The organism is Paenibacillus rhizosphaerae (genome assembly GCF_014192015.1).
GTDB lineage: Bacteria > Bacillota > Bacilli > Paenibacillales > Paenibacillaceae > Paenibacillus_AQ > Paenibacillus_AQ rhizosphaerae.
Genome location: NZ_JACHXJ010000001.1, coordinates 1,347,503 through 1,367,705 on the forward strand (window position 1 = coordinate 1,347,503; position 20,203 = coordinate 1,367,705).

Annotated in this window: 16 protein-coding genes and 1 pseudogene; 12 read left to right on the forward strand and 5 right to left on the reverse strand. The window is 53.4% G+C overall.

Annotated features, from left to right (window positions below; all coding sequences use genetic code 11):
- Positions 1-13 precede the first annotated feature (13 nt).
- Complete coding sequence (locus tag FHS19_RS05870) at positions 14-1,204, reverse strand: styrene monooxygenase/indole monooxygenase family protein (protein ID WP_183579904.1); 1,191 nt, start codon at positions 1,202-1,204, stop codon at positions 14-16.
- An 84-nt stretch (positions 1,205-1,288) separates the two neighbouring features.
- On the reverse strand, positions 1,289-2,479 hold the full coding sequence (locus tag FHS19_RS05875; RefSeq protein WP_183579907.1) for a cytochrome P450 family protein: 1,191 nt from the start codon (positions 2,477-2,479) through the stop codon (positions 1,289-1,291).
- Between the two features lie 309 nt (positions 2,480-2,788).
- Between FHS19_RS05875 and FHS19_RS05880 the strand changes: the two genes are divergently transcribed.
- From FHS19_RS05880 to FHS19_RS05920, 9 genes are all read left to right on the forward strand, one after another.
- The gene (locus tag FHS19_RS05880; RefSeq protein WP_183579910.1) at positions 2,789-4,414 is read left to right on the forward strand and encodes a type 2 periplasmic-binding domain-containing protein; all 1,626 of its coding nucleotides are present in this window, start codon (positions 2,789-2,791) and stop codon (positions 4,412-4,414) included.
- Between the two features lie 58 nt (positions 4,415-4,472).
- Positions 4,473-5,396: an ABC transporter permease gene (locus tag FHS19_RS05885; protein WP_183579913.1), complete on the forward strand. Its 924-nt coding sequence runs from the start codon at positions 4,473-4,475 to the stop codon at positions 5,394-5,396.
- 67 nt (positions 5,397-5,463) lie between these two features.
- The gene (locus FHS19_RS05890; protein WP_183581468.1) at positions 5,464-6,288 is read left to right on the forward strand and encodes a carbohydrate ABC transporter permease; all 825 of its coding nucleotides are present in this window, start codon (positions 5,464-5,466) and stop codon (positions 6,286-6,288) included.
- A 50-nt stretch (positions 6,289-6,338) separates the two neighbouring features.
- Positions 6,339-7,463 (forward strand): glycoside hydrolase family 88 protein, encoded by a 1,125-nt coding sequence (locus FHS19_RS05895; RefSeq protein ID WP_183579917.1) that lies wholly within the window; start codon positions 6,339-6,341, stop codon positions 7,461-7,463.
- A 236-nt stretch (positions 7,464-7,699) separates the two neighbouring features.
- Entirely contained in the window at positions 7,700-10,048 is a 2,349-nt protein-coding gene (locus FHS19_RS05900; RefSeq protein WP_183579920.1) for a helix-turn-helix domain-containing protein, read from the forward strand.
- Between the two features lie 22 nt (positions 10,049-10,070).
- On the forward strand, positions 10,071-11,753 hold the full coding sequence (locus FHS19_RS05905; protein WP_246426428.1) for an extracellular solute-binding protein: 1,683 nt from the start codon (positions 10,071-10,073) through the stop codon (positions 11,751-11,753).
- A gap of 245 nt (positions 11,754-11,998) precedes the next feature.
- Positions 11,999-12,763: an arylamine N-acetyltransferase family protein gene (locus tag FHS19_RS05910; RefSeq protein ID WP_183579923.1), complete on the forward strand. Its 765-nt coding sequence runs from the start codon at positions 11,999-12,001 to the stop codon at positions 12,761-12,763.
- A gap of 158 nt (positions 12,764-12,921) precedes the next feature.
- On the forward strand, positions 12,922-14,418 hold the full coding sequence (proP, locus tag FHS19_RS05915; RefSeq protein WP_183579926.1) for a glycine betaine/L-proline transporter ProP: 1,497 nt from the start codon (positions 12,922-12,924) through the stop codon (positions 14,416-14,418).
- A 245-nt stretch (positions 14,419-14,663) separates the two neighbouring features.
- On the forward strand, positions 14,664-14,975 hold the full coding sequence (locus FHS19_RS05920; RefSeq protein ID WP_183579929.1) for a hypothetical protein: 312 nt from the start codon (positions 14,664-14,666) through the stop codon (positions 14,973-14,975).
- 73 nt (positions 14,976-15,048) lie between these two features.
- Here FHS19_RS05920 and FHS19_RS05925 read toward each other — a convergent pair whose 3' ends face one another.
- Positions 15,049-15,918 carry a pentapeptide repeat-containing protein gene (locus tag FHS19_RS05925; RefSeq protein ID WP_246426429.1) on the reverse strand — a complete coding sequence of 290 codons (870 nt, stop codon included), beginning with the start codon at positions 15,916-15,918 and terminating at the stop codon, positions 15,049-15,051.
- 187 nt (positions 15,919-16,105) lie between these two features.
- Between FHS19_RS05925 and FHS19_RS05930 the strand changes: the two genes are divergently transcribed.
- On the forward strand, positions 16,106-16,858 hold the full coding sequence (locus FHS19_RS05930) for an SDR family oxidoreductase (RefSeq protein WP_183579936.1): 753 nt from the start codon (positions 16,106-16,108) through the stop codon (positions 16,856-16,858).
- A 64-nt stretch (positions 16,859-16,922) separates the two neighbouring features.
- Here FHS19_RS05930 and FHS19_RS05935 read toward each other — a convergent pair whose 3' ends face one another.
- Positions 16,923-17,078, reverse strand: a complete 156-nt coding sequence (locus FHS19_RS05935) for an aspartyl-phosphate phosphatase Spo0E family protein (RefSeq protein ID WP_183579939.1) — start codon at positions 17,076-17,078, stop codon at positions 16,923-16,925.
- A gap of 312 nt (positions 17,079-17,390) precedes the next feature.
- Between FHS19_RS05935 and FHS19_RS05940 the strand changes: the two genes are divergently transcribed.
- Entirely contained in the window at positions 17,391-17,582 is a 192-nt protein-coding gene (locus FHS19_RS05940) for a hypothetical protein (protein ID WP_183579941.1), read from the forward strand.
- A gap of 185 nt (positions 17,583-17,767) precedes the next feature.
- Here the strand turns inward: FHS19_RS05940 and FHS19_RS05945 are convergent.
- Positions 17,768-17,890, reverse strand: a pseudogene (locus FHS19_RS05945) (manganese catalase family protein); the annotation flags it as partial.
- Positions 17,891-18,104: 214 nt separating this feature from the next.
- Between FHS19_RS05945 and FHS19_RS05950 the strand changes: the two are divergent.
- Entirely contained in the window at positions 18,105-19,985 is a 1,881-nt protein-coding gene (locus FHS19_RS05950; protein ID WP_183579945.1) for a WG repeat-containing protein, read from the forward strand.
- The last annotated feature ends 218 nt before the right edge of the window (positions 19,986-20,203 follow it).

The following is a 20,203-nucleotide window of genomic DNA, read 5'->3' on the forward strand; positions in this document are numbered from 1 at the left end:
AGCCAGCCTTCCCCTAGCGGGGGAAAGGCTGGCTGTTGTGATGTTCAAAGAAGCTGCGGTACGCTTGGGTCGGATCCTCAAACCAATGGGCTATCCGGTCCGCCGTATCCTGATCTCCTGCGGCTTGCATCAGAAGCTCGGCGATATGTCCCGGCAGCGGCTGGGTCATGGCGTTGGTCCATTCGGTAACGGCCTTGATATAAGGCTCCGTCCGGTTCCAATATTCGCTGCCGAGAGACTCGTCCCAAACGGCATCTGCATGGGCCAGCAGCGTTTCGTACAGCCGTTCGGCAGCGTATGAGGCTGTGTTGCAGCCCTGCCCGGTGATGGGATCGGCCAGGAAGACACTGTCTCCGCATCCAAGAATGAGCGTGCCGCCATGCATGACATACGGGCGGCGAACCGCAGGTGTAACGGCGGTGAGCAGATATGCGTTGTCGTCAATCAGCGCGAAACGGGCTGGATCGATCCGGCCGGCGATTTCCGGAAATTGTTCCTTCACCATGCGGAGCATTCGCTCGGCAAAAGCATCCGGTCCCTTTACGCCGACAAAAGCATCCAGCGTCCCGCCAGGAACTGCTTCCATAAACAAAATGGTGGCTCTTCCGTTCTCCGTGACGGCTGGAATCTCGAACATTTCACCGATGCCGGGCATCACCGTAATGGAAATGCCTTCGGGCTCGACCGGACGTATACCGGAAAAATAACCGACGATACATTTCCGCTGCGGCGTCCGGAAGGGCGTCAGTCTCTCCTCCACCGGAAAAGAGGCGACCGGTCCCGATTTGCCGGATGCGTCGATGATCAGGTCGAACGAGGTCGCGAGTGCATCCAGATCATCAGCCGTAACGCGTCTATGCCGGAACCGGACGCCATCCTTGGCCAGATCCTCCATGGCGTCCGCAAACCGGATGCGCTGGTCGGTGGAAGTGGCTATGCCCGTCAACTGCCCGGTAAACAGCTTTTGTCCGCCGAGCTGAAAGTGAATGGTCCGAATCTGCGGCGCTTCGCTGTTCGAGGGCATCTGCGCGCGCCGCTCCCGCGCAAGTGTTGGTTGAAAATGAACCTGGGTTGAGCGGACTCGGCCGCTGCGGACTTCACCAGGCTCTTCATGATGAAGCACCGTGACATCGAAATCGTCCTTCAGCGCATAAGCCAGCTGCAGCCCGGCCGTTCCGGTTCCGATAATGCCGATTGTTCTCATGAGTGATCTCCTCCTTGATCTTGGGGACTATTTAACAGCATACCTTCGAGCCGGGATGGACCAACAGGGAACAATTGACTAATTTTAGTTCAGGCGAAGCGGGATTTCTTTCACCCCGCGCACGATCATGCCGGGTCTCCATTCCAAATTCCCGATGTCTCCTTCAAGCGCAAAGTCGGGAAAGCGCCGCAGCAGCGTATTGACCGCAATCTCTCCCTCCAAGCGGGCGAGCGGGGCGCCAAGGCACAGGTGTATACCTTTACCGAACGCCAAATGCGGGCTTTTGCCGCGGGTAATGTCAAACAGGTCCGGGTCCTCAAACTGAGCCGGGTCCCGGTTGGCCGCATCGAGCGCGACGATCACAAGGTCGCCCCGCTGGAATGGCTGGCCCCTGAATTCCAGATCCTCGGACGCCCAGCGTGAGGTGCTGAATTCCACAGGGCCGTTGTACCGAAGCATTTCCTCGACGGCTCCCTGGATGAGTTCCGGACGATCCTGAAGGAGCCGGCGCTGCTCCGGATATTCCAGCAGGGCCAGCACGCCATTGCCGATCAAATTGACTGTCGTCTCATGGCCGGCGATGATCATTAGCGTTACCACCCCGTACAGTTCTTCCTCCGTCAACCGGTCCCCTTGATGTTCCGCGATCACCAGCTCGCTGATCATGTCGTCACCCGGCTGCTGGCGGACCTTCCTGAACCATTCTTTCAAATAAGCGATAAATTCGTTCATATGGCGGGTGACATCCTCGCCCATCTTCTGGTTTGAAGCTTCGATAATGGAATTCGACCATACCCTGAACTTGTCCTGATCCTCCGTGGGCACGCCCAGGATTTCGCTGATGACGATGATCGGGAGCGGAAAGGCGTAGTCGTCAATGAGGTTCAGGCGATCCTTGCCGGAGACCGCATCCAGAAGCCTGTCCGCAATCTCCTGGATATGAGCCCGCATGCTTTCGATCCGCTGCGGCGTGAAGCCCTTTTGCACCAGACCGCGAAGACGTTTGTGATCCGGCGGGTCGGAGAACAGCATGTTTTTGGAGAAAACGCTTGGATGCTCCTGTCCGGTGAATTTGGTCATGTCCTTGATGAACCTCGGATCTTTCAGCACGGCTTCCGCATCCTCGTAGGTGCTGATGAGCCAGCCGGTTTGCCCGTTCGGCAGCATAACCTTCACAACGGGATCGCTTTTCCGCAATTTTGCGTACACGGGATAAGGATCGCGGGTAAAGTCGGTCGTAAACAGTGCATTTTTCGGAGTTTCACTTGTATGCATAGACACTGGACTCCTCTCAAAGAAAGATAGATTGCCCTCTCATTATAAAAGAATGTGGGAACGATATCCAAAAAGCGGGTTCGAGCCACTTTATGAAACCATGCAGCCTTTCTACAATTATTCAAATAACAACAAACAAATGATCGTTTTTCGATGGTGTTCACCGATATTGTTCATTGCATTGGAGAAATCGTCATCCTCCTGAGATAAAAAGATGATTGTTTTGGCGTTTCTGCTCATATGCGCCGGAATGCTGCTTCGATAATCTGAAGCTGCAAGATTCACCACACATAAATGGAGGTTATAGGCATGAAAAAAATCGCAGCTGCGGGTCTGATCATCGCGATGCTGGGCAGTGTGCTGGCGGGCTGTTCATCCGGCGGCAAGAGCGGCGAGGATGCGGCAAAGGGGGCAAGTCCGGGAGGAGCGGCCGAGTCGGCGACCTACCCGTTGAAAACCGATGAGAAGCTGTCCTATTGGGGGGACATCACCGGCAATCTGGTCGGCGTCAAGGCTTCGCATGACGAAATTCCTTTCTTCCAGAAATGGCAGGAGAAAACCGGTGTGCCGCTAGAGTTCACTGCGCCGCCGGCCGGCCAATCGAAGGAAGCCTTCAACGTTATGCTGGCTTCGGGGGATTTGCCGGATATGATCGAATATAACTTTATCGGCGATTTCCCCGGCGGACCGGAAAAGGCGATCAAAGACGGCTACATTCTGAAGCTGAACGATCTGATCGACAAGTACGCCCCCAACCTGAAAAAGTACCTGCAGGAACATCCCGACATCGACAAGATGGTCAAGACGGACAGCGGCAGCTACTACGCATTCCCGTTCATCCGGGGCGACGAATACTTGCGTGTATTCCAGGGACCGGTGATCCGGAAGGACTGGCTGGATGAGCTTGGTCTGCCAGTGCCGGAGACAATCGACGAGTGGACGACGACGCTGAGAGCCTTCAAAGAGAAGAAGGGGGCGGCCGCACCGTTCTCGGTCGTGAGCAAGCCGCGCTTCTTCAACGAGTCCGGCAACGGCGCGTTTATCGGCGCCTTCGGCGTAAACCGCGGGTTCTACCAGGAAGACGGAAAGGTCAAATTCGGTCCCGCCGAGCCCGGCTTTAAAGGGTATTTGCAGCTGTTTCATGACTGGTATAAGGAAGGCTTGATCGATAAAAACATCGCGACGGCCGACACGAAAGCGGTCGACAGCAACATTGCTTCCGGCGCTACTGGAGCAACGGTAGGGAACGCAGGGGGAGGCATCGGCAAGTGGCAGCCGCTCGTTGCGGCAAACGACCCGAAAGCCGTTCTCGTTGCCGCGCCTTATCCCGTGCTGAACAAAGGAGACAAGCCCAAATTCGGACAGTTGAACCAGGCTTACGCCTCCGAAGGTACGGTAGGGGTTACGACAGGCGCAAAAGACCCAGCACTCGCGGTACGCATGCTCGATTACGGGTACAGTGAGGAGGGACATATGTTCTTCAACTTTGGTGAAGAGGGCGTCAGCTACACCATGGAGAACGGGTATCCGAAGTTTACAGATCTCTTGATGAAGAATCCGGACAAGCTCGCTCCCGCCCAGGCCATTTCCCTGTATGCACGCAGCAGCTACAACGGGCCATTCGTGCAGGATAAGCGTTACGCGGAGCAGTTCTTTGCGCTCCAGACGCAGCGGGATGCCGTGGAGATTTGGAGAAACACCGATGCGGCGAAATATAACCTGCCGTCTATTACGCCGACGCCGGAAGAAAGCTCCGAATATGCTACCATCATGAACGATATCAATACACTCGTGGACGAAATGACAATCAAGATCATTCTCGGCACCGAGCCGGTCGACCAATACGAAAGTTATGTCGCCAAGATGAAATCGCTGGGATTGGACCGGGCGATCGAAATCCAAACGGCGGCGCTGCAGCGTTATAACAGCCGGTAACCACAAGGGAGGGGAGAGACTGCTCTCCCCCTAATAAAATCGAGGTGAACATTCAGGCATGGCAAATCGGCAATCGTTTTTAAGCCGGCTCGTTCGTGATTTTGTTCTCAATAAATATTTATACATCATGATGCTCCCGGTGATCGCCTATTATTTGGTCTTCCATTACGCACCAATGTACGGGGCGCTGATCGCATTTAAAGATTATTCCCCCATGAAGGGGATTATGGGCAGCGACTGGGTCGGCTTGAAGCATTATCAGGACTTTTTCGGCAGCTATTATTTTTGGAGAATTCTGAAAAATACGATCTTGATCAGCCTTTATACGTTGGTATTTGAGTTCCCGGCGCCGATCATACTGGCACTCTTGATCAACGAAGTACGCAAGAAGAAGTTCAAACGCGTCGTTCAGACGATCACCTACATGCCGTATTTTATTTCGCTTGTCGTCATTTGCGGTATCATTACCGATTTTACGAACGCGGATGGGGTGATCAACCACCTGTTCATGTTCCTGGGCTATGACGGCCAGGCCATGCTGCAGAAGCCCGATCTGTTCCGCCCCATCTACGTGCTGTCCGAAATCTGGCAGCGGATCGGCTGGGAATCGATCATTTATATCGCCGCACTCATGAGCATCGATCTGGAGCAGTATGAAGCGGCGCGGATCGACGGGGCGAGCCGGCTGAAGCAGATGCTGTACATTACGCTGCCCGGGCTGCTGCCGACCATCACGATCATGTTCATTCTCCGGATGGGAAACCTGCTCAACGTCGGATTTGAAAAGATCATCCTTCTGTATAACCCGGTCACGTACGAAACGGCGGACGTCATCTCGTCCTTCGTATACCGCAAAGGTCTGCTGGAGTTCGGCTGGAGCTACAGCTCCGCCGTCGGTTTGTTCAACTCGGTCATCAATCTCGTCCTCCTGATTACGGCCAACGCCATCAGCCGGAGGGTGAGCCAAAACAGCCTATGGTGAGGTGGTAAGCTTGAAAACAGAAATCGGTTGGGGTGACCGCATTTTCAATGTCATCAACTATGCCCTGATGATTTTCCTGGTCGTCGTGACCTTATACCCGCTGCTGTACGTATTGTTCGCTTCTTTCAGCGATTCGGCACGGCTGCTCGGGCACAAAGGCTTTTTGTGGAGGCCGCTCGGCTTCAGTCTGGAGGCTTATAAGAGCGTGCTGAACAATCCGGGTATCGGCATCGGCTTTCGCAACACGGCGTTCATTCTCGTATTCGGGGTAGCGGTGAACCTCCTGCTCACTTCCATGGGGGCTTACGTCCTGTCGCGCAAAAACGTGATGTGGAACAAGGTATTCATGTTCATTATCGTGTTCACCATGTTCTTCAGCGGAGGCCTGATCCCGCTGTATCTCGTCGTCAAAGGCGTAGGGCTGCTGGATACGTTGTGGTCCACGATCGTTCCGTTCGCCGTCAGCACGTTTAACCTGATCATCATGCGGACGGCCTTCATGGGCATTCCGGACAGCCTGGAGGAATCGGCGAAAATCGACGGTGCGAACCATTTCACCATTTTGTTCCGGATCATCATCCCCTTGTCCATGCCGGTCATCGCCGTCATGATCCTCTACTATGCGGTGGACAAGTGGAACGGATGGTTCTACGCTTCGGTGTTTATCAAGGACAGAGACTTGTTTCCCCTGCAGCTCGTGCTGCGCGAAATTCTGATCTCCAATTCGACCGACAGCATGTCATCTGGCGCTTCTGCCGGGGACCGGTTCCAAATCGGGGAAACGATCAAATACGCAACCATTATGGTGGCGACCGTACCCATTCTGTGCGTGTATCCGTTCCTACAGCGGTTTTTCGTGAAGGGAGTCATGGTCGGCTCACTGAAGGGATAGAGCAGATAAGGGCAAAACTTGATGTTAGTCAGTAATAAGGAGGTCTACGCATGAAGGACTTTGAAACGGTAAAGCAGGAGATGTGGCAGCAGATCGTCCGCAAGACGGGACGCATGCTGGAACAAATCGGCGGCAAATCGCCGCATGTCGCTGGGCAAGACGGCAAATACGACGATTTGCGGATCGATTGGTGGACGTCGGGATTTTGGCCGGGCCTGCTGTGGCTGATGTACGACATGACCGGCGAGGCTCCATACCGGGACGCCGCCTGGAGTTGGGATGAGAGGCTGTCGGAGCTGTGGCTCGCTCCGAACCATTACGATCACGACGTCGGTTTTCAGTTTTTGCCGACCGCGGTCATCAAGCATAAGCTGACCGGAGACCCGGACGCGGCAAGGCGCGGGCTCCTTGCCGCCGGATTCCTCGCCGGGCGCTTCAATCCTGCCGGGCAGTACATTCGCGCCTGGAACGGCGACAAGACCGGATGGTCCATCATCGATACGATGATGAATCTGTCGCTGCTGTTCTGGGCATCGGCGGAAAGCGGTGATCCGCGGTATGGGCATGTGGCCGGGCAGCATGCGGATATGGTCGTCCGCCATTTCGTCCGCCCGGATGGGTCCGTGCATCATATCATCCGGTTTGATGCCGACACCGGCGAAGCCGTCGAAGCGATCGGCGGGCAAGGTTATGCGCCGGATTCGGCCTGGAGCCGGGGAGCGGCCTGGGCATTATATGGTCTGACGAATACGTACCGTTATACGGGCCGTTCGGATTACCTAGAGGCAGCCCAGCGGGTAGCGAATTTCTTCATAGCGCACTTGCCCGAGGACGGCGTGCCGTACTGGGATTTCCGCGCAGAAGCAGTGGAAGCGGAGGGCGGCATTGTTCGCGACAGCTCCGCTGGCGCCATCGCCGCATCCGGACTGCTGGAGCTTGCGGACGTGCTTGGCGATATCCGGGGAAGGGGATATCTTGAGGCCGCGCAGCGGATTTTGCGCTCCCTGTACACGAAGTACGGCACGTGGAATGATCCGGACCATGAGGCTATCCTGCTGCATGGAACCGGCCATAAGCCGGCTTCGAAAAACGTGGACGTGTCTCTCATTTACGGCGACTACTTTTTCGTTGAAGCGGTCGCCAAGCTGAACGGCTGGAAAAATCGAATCTTTTAATATTGTAAGATTAGCGAGATGATGAAGGAGGCAGTCCGCCTGACCGATCATCCGCAGAGCCTGGGCAGACCGTGAGGTCTCCCGAGGCTTTTTCGTGTTTCATCTGCATAAAACCTGTTGATTTTGCACTTTTATCAACCGGATTGCACTTTTTATCTATACGCATCCCGGACGATATTCGATATAATGGGTGTCTAATCAATCGTGACAAACTATTGAAGTATGGGTGATGGTCTTTGCTGAACATTCAAAAACTGTGGCGGAAACGGGAGAGCATCATCGTCACTTGGCTCGTATCTTACAGCGCGGTGCTGTTTGTTCCGATTGTCATCAGCCTGGTGATCTATGCCCAGGCCAGCCACGCGCTGAAGAGCGAGATCCACCGGGCCAACGATTCGCTCCTGAAACAGATGAGGTACACGATCGACAATCAGATCGATTTGATGAAGCGGTTGAATATGGAAATGACATGGAGCCCGAATTTACAGCATCTGATGTATTCCAGCATGCCGCCCCAGGAAGTGCCTTACACGGCGTACCAGCTGGTAAATGAGTTCAGGCTGTTTAAAACGTCATATGCTTCCATCGACGAGTTCTATGTCGTTTCCAGCCGGGACGGCTCGGTGTACAGGTCCGGCAATATCCGCGACTTGAAATCCGCTTTCTATACGATTCACCAAACCGGTTCGCTTACATTCGAGGAATGGAAGAGCGCCGTGCTGAATGGGGTGAGTAATTCCTTTATCGTGCTTCCTCATGCCAATGCGGCTGATGAACAAACGGCAATCGCTTACATTACTCAGCTTCCGAAAGATATGAACGGGCGGAGCGCGGGCAGTGTGGTGGTCATGTCCGATACCCGCCGGTTCCAGGAAGCGGTGGAGGGCATTTCGGGCTTCAGTGGAGGGACGCTGCTCATTTTGAACCATAACAACGAGATTCTGATGTCTAACCATCCGGATTCGAAGAAGCTGGCGCCGTTTTTAAATGGTAAGCGCATTCATACGGATTCCGCACAGGCGGGAACATCGGAATTGTTCTCGATCAACTCCTCTGTGTCGGACCTGAAGTATGCCCTGATCATTCCGAGCGGAATCTATTGGAAAAAGGCGGAATACGTTCGAAATTTTACGTATGTCAGCATTCTCGTAAGCCTGATCGGCGCCAGCGTTCTGACCTGGTTTTTTATGCGCCGAAACTATTCGCCGGTACAGCAGCTGGTCGAGTCCCTGATGGATAAAAACACCGACCGGAGTTATGCCGATGCGAACGAATTTCGGTTCATCCAGAAAGTCGTCGCCCGCACCCGGACTGAACATGACGAGATTTCCATGCAGCTGCGTAAGCATCAGCAGGTACTGCGGTCCAATATGATCAACCGGCTGCTGAAGGGCAAACCGGATACGCTCGTTCCCTATGAGGAGGCGTTTCGCTCCTTTCAGATGAAGCAGGTATCCACCGAATTTGCCGTGATCCTGTTCGTGATCGAGAACGAAGAGAAGCTGTACGAATTTCTGCCGGGCATCGACATTAATGAACGGAGCAAGCTGATCCATCTGATCATATCCAATGTAGTGGAAGAGCTGGTGGAAAGACAGGGAAATGCCGGGTATGTGGTCGAAACGGATGACATGATGGCCTGCCTTGTCAATTTGAAAGCGGATACTTCCGGATGGGAGGAAGATCTTCATGACATCGCCGCTGAGGCCCAGCGCTTTCTGGAGCGGTATGACATGGAACTGACCATCTCACTGAGCGGACGTCATGCTTCCTGGATCGGCATCTCCGAGGCATACCGGGAGGCGGTCGACGCGATGGAATACAAAATGGTCCTGGGCAAAAAAGGGATCATCGCATATGAAGACATCCGTGCCGAAGGTACATCAGACATCGGTTACGGCTATTATTATCCGCTTCAGATCGAGCAGCAGCTGATTAACGTGATCAAGGCGGGGGACCTGGATGAAGCCGCCTCCTGTATAAACGAGATCATCGAGAAAAATCTGGACAAGCCTGTCATGCCGCTCACGCTGGCCCGATGCCTGATGTTCAATCTTGTGGGGACGATGATCAAGGCGATCAACGAGCTGGGCGAAGGGAGCGGAGGCATTACGCTTGCCGACAATCCGCGCTGGATCGACGATATTATGGCATGCGGCACGCTTCGGGAAATGCAGGAGAAGCTGCAGGCCCTCCTTCAGGAAGTGTGCGCTTATGCATCGGCCAAACGCTCATCCCATGTGTCCAGGGAGCGGGAGGATTCCCTGCGGAACCTTACCGAGGAAGTCCACCAATATATCCAAGCGAATTACATGGACATGAACTTGAACGTCAACGCGATCGGCGAGCATTTTCAACTGAAGGGAAGTTATCTGTCCAAGCTGTACAAGACCCAGACGGGCGAAGGCATTTTGGACAGCATCCATAAGTACCGGATCGAGCAGGCAAAACAGCTGATGCGGACCAAACCGGAGTCGGTCAGCGAGATATCGAGGCAGATCGGGTATAACGACCCCGCGACCTTCATCCGGGTGTTCAAAAAATACGAAGGCATTACGCCGGGCAAATACAGAGAGATTATTTGATGTTTAAATCTGGGAGGTTCCTATGAAGCGGAAAGGAAACGGGAGAACGGCGGTTTGGGGATGGCTGGCTTGCATGTTCCTGCTGATACCGGTATTGCCGGCTTGTGATCGTGAACAGTCGTCACAGCAGGCAAGTACATTGCAGACCGCATCAACGCCGGTGAAGGGCGGCACAATTTCGTCCGCATCGGATGCCAAGCTGACCTATTGGGCTGAACTGAACGGCAACGCGGCAGGGATTAAGTCCACCTTTAACCAGGTGCCGTTCTTTCAGGAATGGCAGCGGAGAACCGGCGTCCAGCTGACGTTCATCCAACCTCCGGCCAACCAGGCGAAGGAAGCGATCAGCGTGCTGCTGGCATCCGGCGACCTGCCGGATATGATGGAGTACGAATGGATCAATTATCCGGGGGGACCGGAGAAGGCGATCAACGACGGCTATATTTTACGCCTGAACGAAGCCATCGACCAGTACGCCCCGAACTTGAAGCGGTACCTTAAAGATCATCCCGATATCGACATGCAAATCCGTACCGCCGGAGGCAGCTACTATGCGTTCCCATTTATCCAGGGAGACGACAAGCTGCGGACTTACCAGGGACCGATTATCCGCAAGGACTGGCTGGATGAGCTGGGACTTGATGTGCCTGTCACGATCGGCGATTGGCATACGGTGCTCAAGGCCTTCAAGGAGAAGAAGGGCGCGGCAGCCCCGCTCACCTTCCTTGGCGTACCGAACCCTCTGTTTGGAATCGAGGGCGGGGGGTTTATCGGCGCATTCGGGATCAAGAAAGGCTTTTACCAAGAGGACGGTAAAATCAAGTTCGGCCCGGTTGAGCCGGGATATAAAGATTTTCTGTCGCTGTTCCGGCAATGGTACGCGGAAGGGTTGATCGACCCGAACTTTGCTGCCGTCGACTCCGAAACGCAGGACACGAGTATGATTCTGAGCCGTAGCGGCGCAGGGATATGGAATGCGGGCGCCGGCATCGGCACGTGGCTGCCTGTAATGAAAGCGAAAGATCCGGCGGTGGAGCTCGTTCCCGCACCCTATCCGGTGCTGCACCGCGGGGAACGCCCCGAATTCGGACAGCTCGCCCCGGCCGTCGGATCCAGCGGGGTTGCCATTTCGGCGAAGAGCAAGCACGTCGAAGAGGCGGTCAAAATGCTGGACTACGGGTACGGACCGGAAGGACATCTGCTCTTCAATTTCGGCATCGAAGGGGTCAGCTATGTGATGAAGGACGGGTATCCGGCGTATACGGACGTTATTTTGCACAACCCGGATAAGCTGGCGCCGTCACAGGCGCTGGCGATGTACACCAGGGCGAGTTATTTCGGACCTTTCGTTCAGGACATCCGATACATGGAGCAGTATTATTCCCTGCCGGAACAGAAGGAGGCGGTTCGGGTGTGGTCCGACACGGATGCGGCACTTCATACGCTGCCTGCGCTTCCGACCACAGAGAAGGAGAGCACCGAACTGGCGGTGATCATGCAGGAAGTCAACAAGGCCGTTACCGAAATGTCACTGAAAATCATTACGGGCATGGAGCCGGTATCCGCCTTTGATGAATACGTAAAAAAAATCCGGCTGCTGGATATCCAGCGTGCCATCGATATTGAGCAGCAGGCGCTGGACCGATTTCGCGCGTCCGTGTCCACTTCAGGCGGACACAGCGCTACGTTTAATGTGAAGAAATAGCGCATGTCCGTTCACCTCCTTATCAGTCCAGCGGTTCGCTGGGCTTCATTGCGTTGACGGATAGGCTTAACCGGGAGTTTTTCCTTTTATATCTGAATCATCTAATTTGTACCGGTACAGCTAAGATAAATAGTCATTGTCCCCACAGCTCGCTCCCTGTACCTTATAGGTAATGGATTGATTACCCGCACATCCATCAGCGTGTGCCTAATCACGATTGCACATTCCGAAATGAGGAAAGAAGAATGTTTAACCTGCAAAAGTATCTGAACAGACTTGGCATGACCTATCAAAATATCAGGCCCGATCTGAAGCTGATGCGTGAGCTCCAGTACCGGCACGTCATGCGTATTCCGTTTGAAAACCTCGATATCATGGATGGGGTCCCATTGTCGATGAACCCGGACACGCTCTTCGACAAGATCATTGAAGGCTGCCGCGGAGGCGTATGCTACGAATTAAACGGACTGTTTAACAGCCTTCTCAAGGCGCTGGGCTTCAGTGTTTCAATGGCGGCCTGTACAGTTAAGCAGGAGGATGGATGGTTTATCGACGGAACCCATGCCGTTAATGTCGTTCATCTTACGGGCGGCGATTACCTCGTAGATGTTGGATTTGGCGGCCGAAGTCCCCGTGTACCGGTTCCGCTGAACGGCGACTGGACCGGGGATGGGGAGGGGAAATGGCGCATACGTCCGTATACACAACGGCAAAACCGTTTTGTCTTGGAGATGGAAACCCCAGGTGAGCGGGAGACGCTGTACCAGTTGGACATGAAGCCGCGATTGCTGGAAGATTTCAAAGCGGTGTTTGATATGACGCAGTACGGGCACGAATCGGAATTCAATAAGGTCCGGGTGGCGATGATTCAGACGGAGCAGGGTCGTGTTACGCTGAGCGGAAACTCTTTAACCCGGGTAATCGGTGAGACGAAATCAAAAGAGGATGTCGAGCCGGAACGCATTGAACATGTGCTGCGCGAACTCTTCCATATTGAACGGAAGGAATGACACTCATTGCAAGCCGGTTTCTTAAGCCGTCCGTATTGCAGCCAAGAAGATCGACTTCGGAAACGAGGAGTGCTGCCGAGTCCTCGATGAATTGGTGTAAGGCTTCGGGCGAATACTAGTTTGGTCAAGGTATTCCGCTTGTAGAGGAGTCTTCGATCATGAACAGCAACGATCACGAAAAAAATAAATGGACGCTGCCCTTTAGAAAAAAATCCGGACTCCGGCTTCATAAAGAAGATATTACGGTTGTGGACACCGGCAACGCCAAGAAGGCCGTCGTCGCCACCGCATTGGGAAATGCCATGGAGTGGTTCGATTTCGGAATCTATTCTTATTTGGCCGTCATTATGGGCAAAGTGTTTTTTCCGGAGATGTCGGGTTCCATCCAGCTGATTTATACCTTTGCCACATTTTCCATCGCTTTTCTAGTACGGCCGTTCGGCGGGTTGTTTTTTGGGAGGCTGGGGGACCGGCTAGGCCGGAAAAAAGTGCTCACCATCACGTTGGTCATGATGGCGGTGTCTACACTGTGCATTGGCCTTATTCCGAGCTATGCATCAATTGGCATTACCGCTTCGGTGCTGCTGCTTCTGGCTCGCCTGGTCCAGGGCTTTTCCACAGGGGGCGAATATTCGGGCGCTATGACCTTCATTGCCGAATCCACACCCGACAAGCGCCGCGGGTTTATGGCGAGCGGCCTGGAAGTGGGCACTCTGGTGGGGTACATTGCCGGATCCGGATTGGTGACGCTGCTAAGCTACCTGCTCGGGCCCGACCGGATGCTGGCTTGGGGCTGGAGGATTCCCTTTTTTATAGCGGCACCGATCGGATTGATCGGCCTGTATTTGCGGAATCATCTCGAGGAAACTCCCGCTTTCGAGGCCATGGAGAAAGCAGAGGAGGAAGGGAGGCAGAAGGTGCCTTTTCGGGAATTGCTGAAGGTTCAGTGGAGAGTCGTCCTGCTCTGCATCGCCATGGTGTGCTCCTTCAATGTCGTTGACTATATGGTTTTGTCATACATGCCATCGCATCTTACCGCGGTACTCGGTTACGGGGAGACGGAAGGGCTGCTGCTCATTCTCATCGTCATGTTCATCATGATCCCCATCGTACTGTTCATGGGTTACTTCAGTGACCGGATCGGGAACAAACGCATCATTCAAGGCGGTCTGCTGGGGCTGATCGTGCTTTCGCTTCCTGCGTTTTGGTGGATCGGCAGCGGCAGGGGAGGGATGGTCTTCCTCGGTCTGCTGTGCCTCGCCGTGCTGCTGACCTGTTTTGAAGGCACCATGCCGTCCGTGCTCCCGGCCTTGTTTTTTACCAAGGTCCGATATGGAGCCCTGGCGATTACTTATAATATTTCAGCCTCCCTGTTCGGCGGAACCACTCCACTCGTCATGGCCTGGCTGATCAATCTGACCGGGGAACCGCTGGTTCCGGCATATTATTTGATTGCGGTGTCGCTGATCGGCTTCGTTATCGTGACCATGTGGTTTACGGAGACCTCGGGCCGGTCGCTGCGGGGATCCGCGCCGGCGGTGGAAAAGCCCCACGAAGTCCATGAGGTGCTCAAGGAGCCGGAAGAAGCGCTGTGGTGGCATGAGGAGCAGGCGGCCATTCACGATCAGCTGTCGGATTCGGAGCCGTCGCGTTAGGGAATAAGTCAGAAATGGCATATCAAATGAAATGTTTAAAAGGCGCTGGAACAAGGGTTCCGGGGCCTTTCTTGCTACTTTTTCCAATTATTTTTGGTGAAAGCCTTTTCAACGATGTTTAAATGTGTTATCTTTGAGGTAATCTAATTGTGTCTAAATTGTGAAAGCAGTTTGTCGAAATTGTGAATCATCGCTGATCCATTGCGTATGATATAGCATCCAATGTTTTTAAGGAGGAATTCATCATGACCTTTATACTGCTGAGTGTGTTTACCGCTGCGTTGATCGGTGTGCTGTTTTTCGGGAAGAAGCACGAAGTGTTGATTGCCAACGTCATGAATACATTGCTGCTTACAGGGCTTGCAATTGCGTCCGGAATGCATTTAAGCTCTGGCGGCTTGTTCTATTTGATTCTGATTTTCTACTACGTGGTGCCGATGTATGCTGTTATTACGCTGTTTGGTGTCATGAAGAAGAACAACAAGAAGAAGCAGAAGGACGTATTTATCAGTTCCTTTGAGCCGTCCCTCCCCGATTTGCGTGGAGAACGCGCCTAATATCCAATAATAATTAACCGCTGGGACAACGAGGTTCCAGCGGTTGTTTTATTTTGTGTACTCTTGGCAGGTTCTAGGTCCAATGAAAAGGACGCTCCAAAGCGGCTGGAATTTTGGTAGCTGCGTTCCCTTTGGCGGCATTGATCTGGAACTGGGTCAGAAAAAGACTTCCGCTCAAGTCCGCACCGCGGATGTCCGCGTCCCGGAAGTCGGCGCCGATCAGATCCGTGATCCGGAGGTCTGCGTCCCGAAGGTCCGCCGCGATCAAATATGCGCCTCTAAAGCTCTGGAATTTAAGATCTGCACCTTTCAGCTTGGCACCGATCAGATCCGCTCCGCGGCCTTTCAGGTTCTTACGAGGTGAAGGCCCCTTGTAACGCCGGCGTGCCTCCTCCCGAACAAGCTCGCTTGTCTTGAGAAGCAGAATATTTACATCAGCCCGGTGAGCGGGTATATCCAGCTTCAATATTTCCTCTGGCGGAAGTTCGGTGAGACGCTGCGTTTCGTTCAGCTGCGATCTAAGCTCCTCGTGGATCAGGTGGGCGTCTTCCTGGCTGAGGGCTTCGCTTAAATAAGCCAGAAGCTCGTGCAGCTGACGCATGGCGGGAAACACCTCGAACATTTGCCTCGCCGTCTCCGGTGCTTGGCGCCAGTCTCTGCCGTTATAAGTGAATTGGGAAACTTTTTGTCCGGCGCCAAAACAGTCATAGACGGTGCATCCGCGAAATCCCTTTAGGCGCAGGCTGTCATGAATGCCGCACCGGAAATCGGATTGAAGATGGCGGCAGGGCTGTCCCGCTTGCTTGTCCATGGCAAAGTCGGATGAGGCGGCGAAAGGCAGGGAAACGCAGCACAGGCCGAAGCATTTCTCACAGTCTGCTCTCAGGGCAGCTCGTCCGTAGTCTCCTAAGTCCTCAGAAAGATGGGGGTTTGGTACACTCAATGTTGATATCTCCTTCATGTAAAATCAGTCCGGTTTTCTTTTTACCTATAGTTATTTTACAATAAATTGAAGCATTTATCGATGACGTGATGCTTATCAGCCTGCAGCTTTCGCCAGATTTACTGATACATGGAATGGAGCGGTCTTATAATCGTGAACTATTTTATCCAACGGGAGTGAAGGAGAAATGAAGATTAGCGGAAAAACGATACTCATTACCGGCGGTGCATCCGGAATCGGGCTGGCCCTGGCAGAGCGGTTCGTTCAGGCCGGTAACACCGTGATCATTTGCGGGCGCCGGGCAGACAAGCTTCAGGAGCTGAAGGAACGTTATCCGGATATTCATACGGTGGCATGTGATCTGTCTGTGGAATCCCAGCGTCTTGAATTGTTCCGTAAAGTGACGTCCGAATTTCCGGGTTTGAACGTTCTTATTAATAACGCGGGCATCCAGCAGCGGGTTCATTTGCTCGAAGCGGTGAAAGAGTGGGAGTATTACCGCCAGGAAATCTCCATTAACGTGGATGCGCCGATTCATTTAACCCTGTTGTTTATGCCTCACTTGCTAGAACAACCGGATCCGGTCATCGTCAATGTCACCTCTGGGCTGTCCATTACGCCGGGAGCATGGGTTCCGATTTACAGTTCTACCAAGGCCGCGCTTCATTCCTTTACCGTCAGTCTCCGGATTCAGCTGGCTCAAACGAACGTCAAGGTGATTGAAGTGCTGCCGCCTGCGGTGAACACCGATCTTGGCGGGGCGGGACTTCACACCTTCGGCGCGCCTCTTGACGAATTTGCCGACTCGGTATTCGGGGACCTGCAAACCGGTAAAGAGGAGATAGGTTATGCTGGTACGGAGGAGAGGCTGCATCTGTCGGCGATACAGGCAAGAGAAACCGCAGCCCGGATGTACGATGGCTTTCGTTCAGGTGCATAACAACCAGCACAGGATGCAGAACAGGAAGAGGACCTGCTGACAGGATCAGCAGGTCCTCTTTGGGTTACATGTTCTCTTTTAAAAATTTGTCGTAGTCATTTAATGCCCGGTCTAATTTCTGACTGGCCTTGATCAGCTCCGGATCGGTGAGACATCTGCATACGGACAGTTTATTCAATTCCAACCGAAGCTCTTCAATTTTACGAATAATGTTATCCATGGTTGAACAGCTCCTTAGAAATTTTGCATCTTCTTTGCGCTCGCAGCATGCCGCAACGACAGATGCGCCAACACATTTTTCGATCCAGCACATGATTTTTGAAAAAGAATGATACTACATTTTTCGCTAAATTCCCTCAAATCCCTTCCGTGTAGCTGACATATTATCGAAATGTTACCCGATGATGAAATTTTTTTAGGTTCGTAACACCCTTCCGGCCAGGGCTGTGCTATATATGGGCAATATTTACATGGAATAAAGAACGGGTGTTCGTATATAATAAAAACATACGTTCGGTTAGGAGGGTCTGTCATGTCAGAAAAATATGTAGGGCAAACCGTGGAAATCGTTTATTTGGACCAGGCCGGCAACATTACGCAGCGTAAAATCGAAGTGAAAGAAATTCGAGGGAACACCGTCAGGGCGGTATGTCTGATGACAGGAGCCCCAAGAACCTTCCGGCGGGACCGGATTCTGGCATGGCAGGTCGCGAGGACTGCCTAGAACTGGTGAGGACAGTTTCCGCAACGCATATTCTTACCGAGCTGCCGTCATAAATGAATTGATTCCTCGGCGGCAGCAGAACCAAAATAAAAAAACCTAACCCGGTGAGGGTTAGGTTTTCTTTACATCTATCAAACGTTATCCTGCAGAGTCTTATCATTGAGATCCGAATGCAGAGGGGCTGCTTGCATCATCACGGTCATTTCACCGAACTGACCTCCAAGCACTTCTTGGACTTGTTGTGCGAACATGGGATCCGGGCGCTCAACCTTTACCTCGAACTGAAGCTCTTTTTGATGACGAAACATGAATTCCCTTCTGTAGTAAGTGATGGTTTGTGTGCATTGGACTTTGTGATTGCAAGATGTAATTAACCCTGCTGATAAACATAAAACAAGCGGGAACATCAATGATGGAAATATGATAGTGGACAAGTTCTCCGGCTTTCTGTCTCACCCCTGGCATATCTCCCCGCTCTCGGCATACCATTAGGCAAAAGCAAAGAGAGAGGGAGTATGCGGAATGAACGTAAATGAATCGCAAAGTCCGGTACAGCTTGTCAACACGTATCTGCCGGAGGGGGCCGAGCTGGTGACGATGAGTACTCCAGCCGGACAACCTGCCGTGATTGCCGAGGATGTCACAGGGGACCGGATCCCGGAGATATCCGCCGTCTATCGGTTGGATGATGTGCTGTACTTGCTCGTGCTCAAGTTTAGCGGAGGGGTGTGGAGAACGATGGCCAGGATCCAAGGCCCCGGCTATGGAGTTACGCTGTTGACTGCCGCACCCGTAACCAAGCCTGAGCGGAACAACCTGCTCGTAGGCTGGCAGATCGGTTCCATCTGGTCAAAGCTGTCCGTATATGAATGGACGGAACATGGGTTGACGGATGTGGCACCAACGGAAATGAGCTACAGCTATATTGACGTGTCGGATTGGCCGGGCCCTGGAGGTCCTGACGGCAGAGCCGAGCTGGCGCTCTGGATACATGATACGGGCGAAGCCTACCGGACGGAGGTGCTGCGCTGGCGGGACGGGAGTTTTCACCCGGCAGAAGACGTTTATCCGGCTTATTATCCTGAAGTGGCCCGCTATTACGAACGGATGACCGAATCCTATCCGGATTATCCGTTCTATTGGTACTATCTGGCCGAGGCCCAGTATCGGGCCGGTATCCCGCAGGCCGCACTGCATTCGGTGCGAAGAGCATTGGGATTTGCCCAGCCGTATCCTTCCCGGGAAGCCCTTTTGACGCTGGAGAGGAAAATCATGCAGCTGCCGCGCGTGGCAGAGCTGCTGCGGTTTTCGGCCCGAACTGCCGAAGGGATCCGATGGGGGTATATCAACACGAGCGGTAAGATGGTGATTCCGGCCAGATACGAAGATGCGAAGGAATTTCAGAAGAACGGCCTTGCCATCGTCCGGGAACGAGGAAAATACGGATTGATCGATCAAGCCGGGGTGTGGATCGTCGCCCCGGTGTACGATTCGATTTCTCCGTTCTCGGAACACCGCGCTGTCGTCACGGACGGCGGCGACTGCAAGCTGATCGATGAACAAGGTAAGGTTGTGACGAAAAGCGGGTATTCGTATATCGCCGATATGCGGGAGGGCAGATCCGTATTTTGTGGAGCGGAGCGTCCTGAAGAATCGGTACATACCGGCCGTTACGGCTATCTGGATTCGCAGGGATACGAGATTATTCCGGCAAGATATGAGGAAGCCGGCGATTTTGGCGGCGGCAAAGCCTGGGTCAAAATGAAGGATGGAGAATACGCGCTTATCGGGCTGGACGGGCGAAGTCTGTACGAATATGAATTTGAGTATGCCGGTCCTCCAGGCGACGGATTGCTCGTTTGTCAGCAGCAGGCTGGCGGAAAATACGGCTATGTCGATCTGCGCGGCCAAGTCCGGATACAGCCCGTATTTACTTCGGCGTCACCCTTCCGCCGCCAGCGGGCGATCGTAAATACGGCGGAGAGCGACACGAAGAGATACGGCGTCATCGATGATTCGGGTCAATTCGTCGTTCCACCCGAATATCACGATATTCTTGATCTCGGTGAGGAAAGGCTGGCACTCGCACGGGCCGTAAATCCGGAGCAGCCGTCCATCGGCTTGACATATGCGATTGCGGATTGGGAGGGCAGGCTGCTGACAGATTTTGGGTATACCCGGGTATCGGAATATCAAAATGGCTTGGCATCGGTCACGGATGCGAAGGCCACCTATTTGATTGACTCTAGCGGTTCAGCCGCGCCAGGATATCCGATGGTGGAAGGCAGAGGCAGCCTGACTCTGAAGGGAGACGGCCTAATCGAAGTCCAGGTGGCCCGGCGGATGTCTTATTTAACCCGCGACGGAAGAACCATATGGCGGGACGAGGATCCCACGAACTGATTTCTGGTCGCCAAGCCCTATAACCGTAAGTCCGACGAACCGCTGCCGTGATGGTATGCGGTTTTTTGGGTTGGAAGGATCAGGATTGAAGGGAATATTTACATGGGATGGGGTTCCAATTCGTTGGAAATAGAATGTTAACTTGCGGAAACTCATATATATGTCATGGAAACCGTGATTCGGATGACCTGACAGAAAGCAGGCTTTCGAGCCAATCA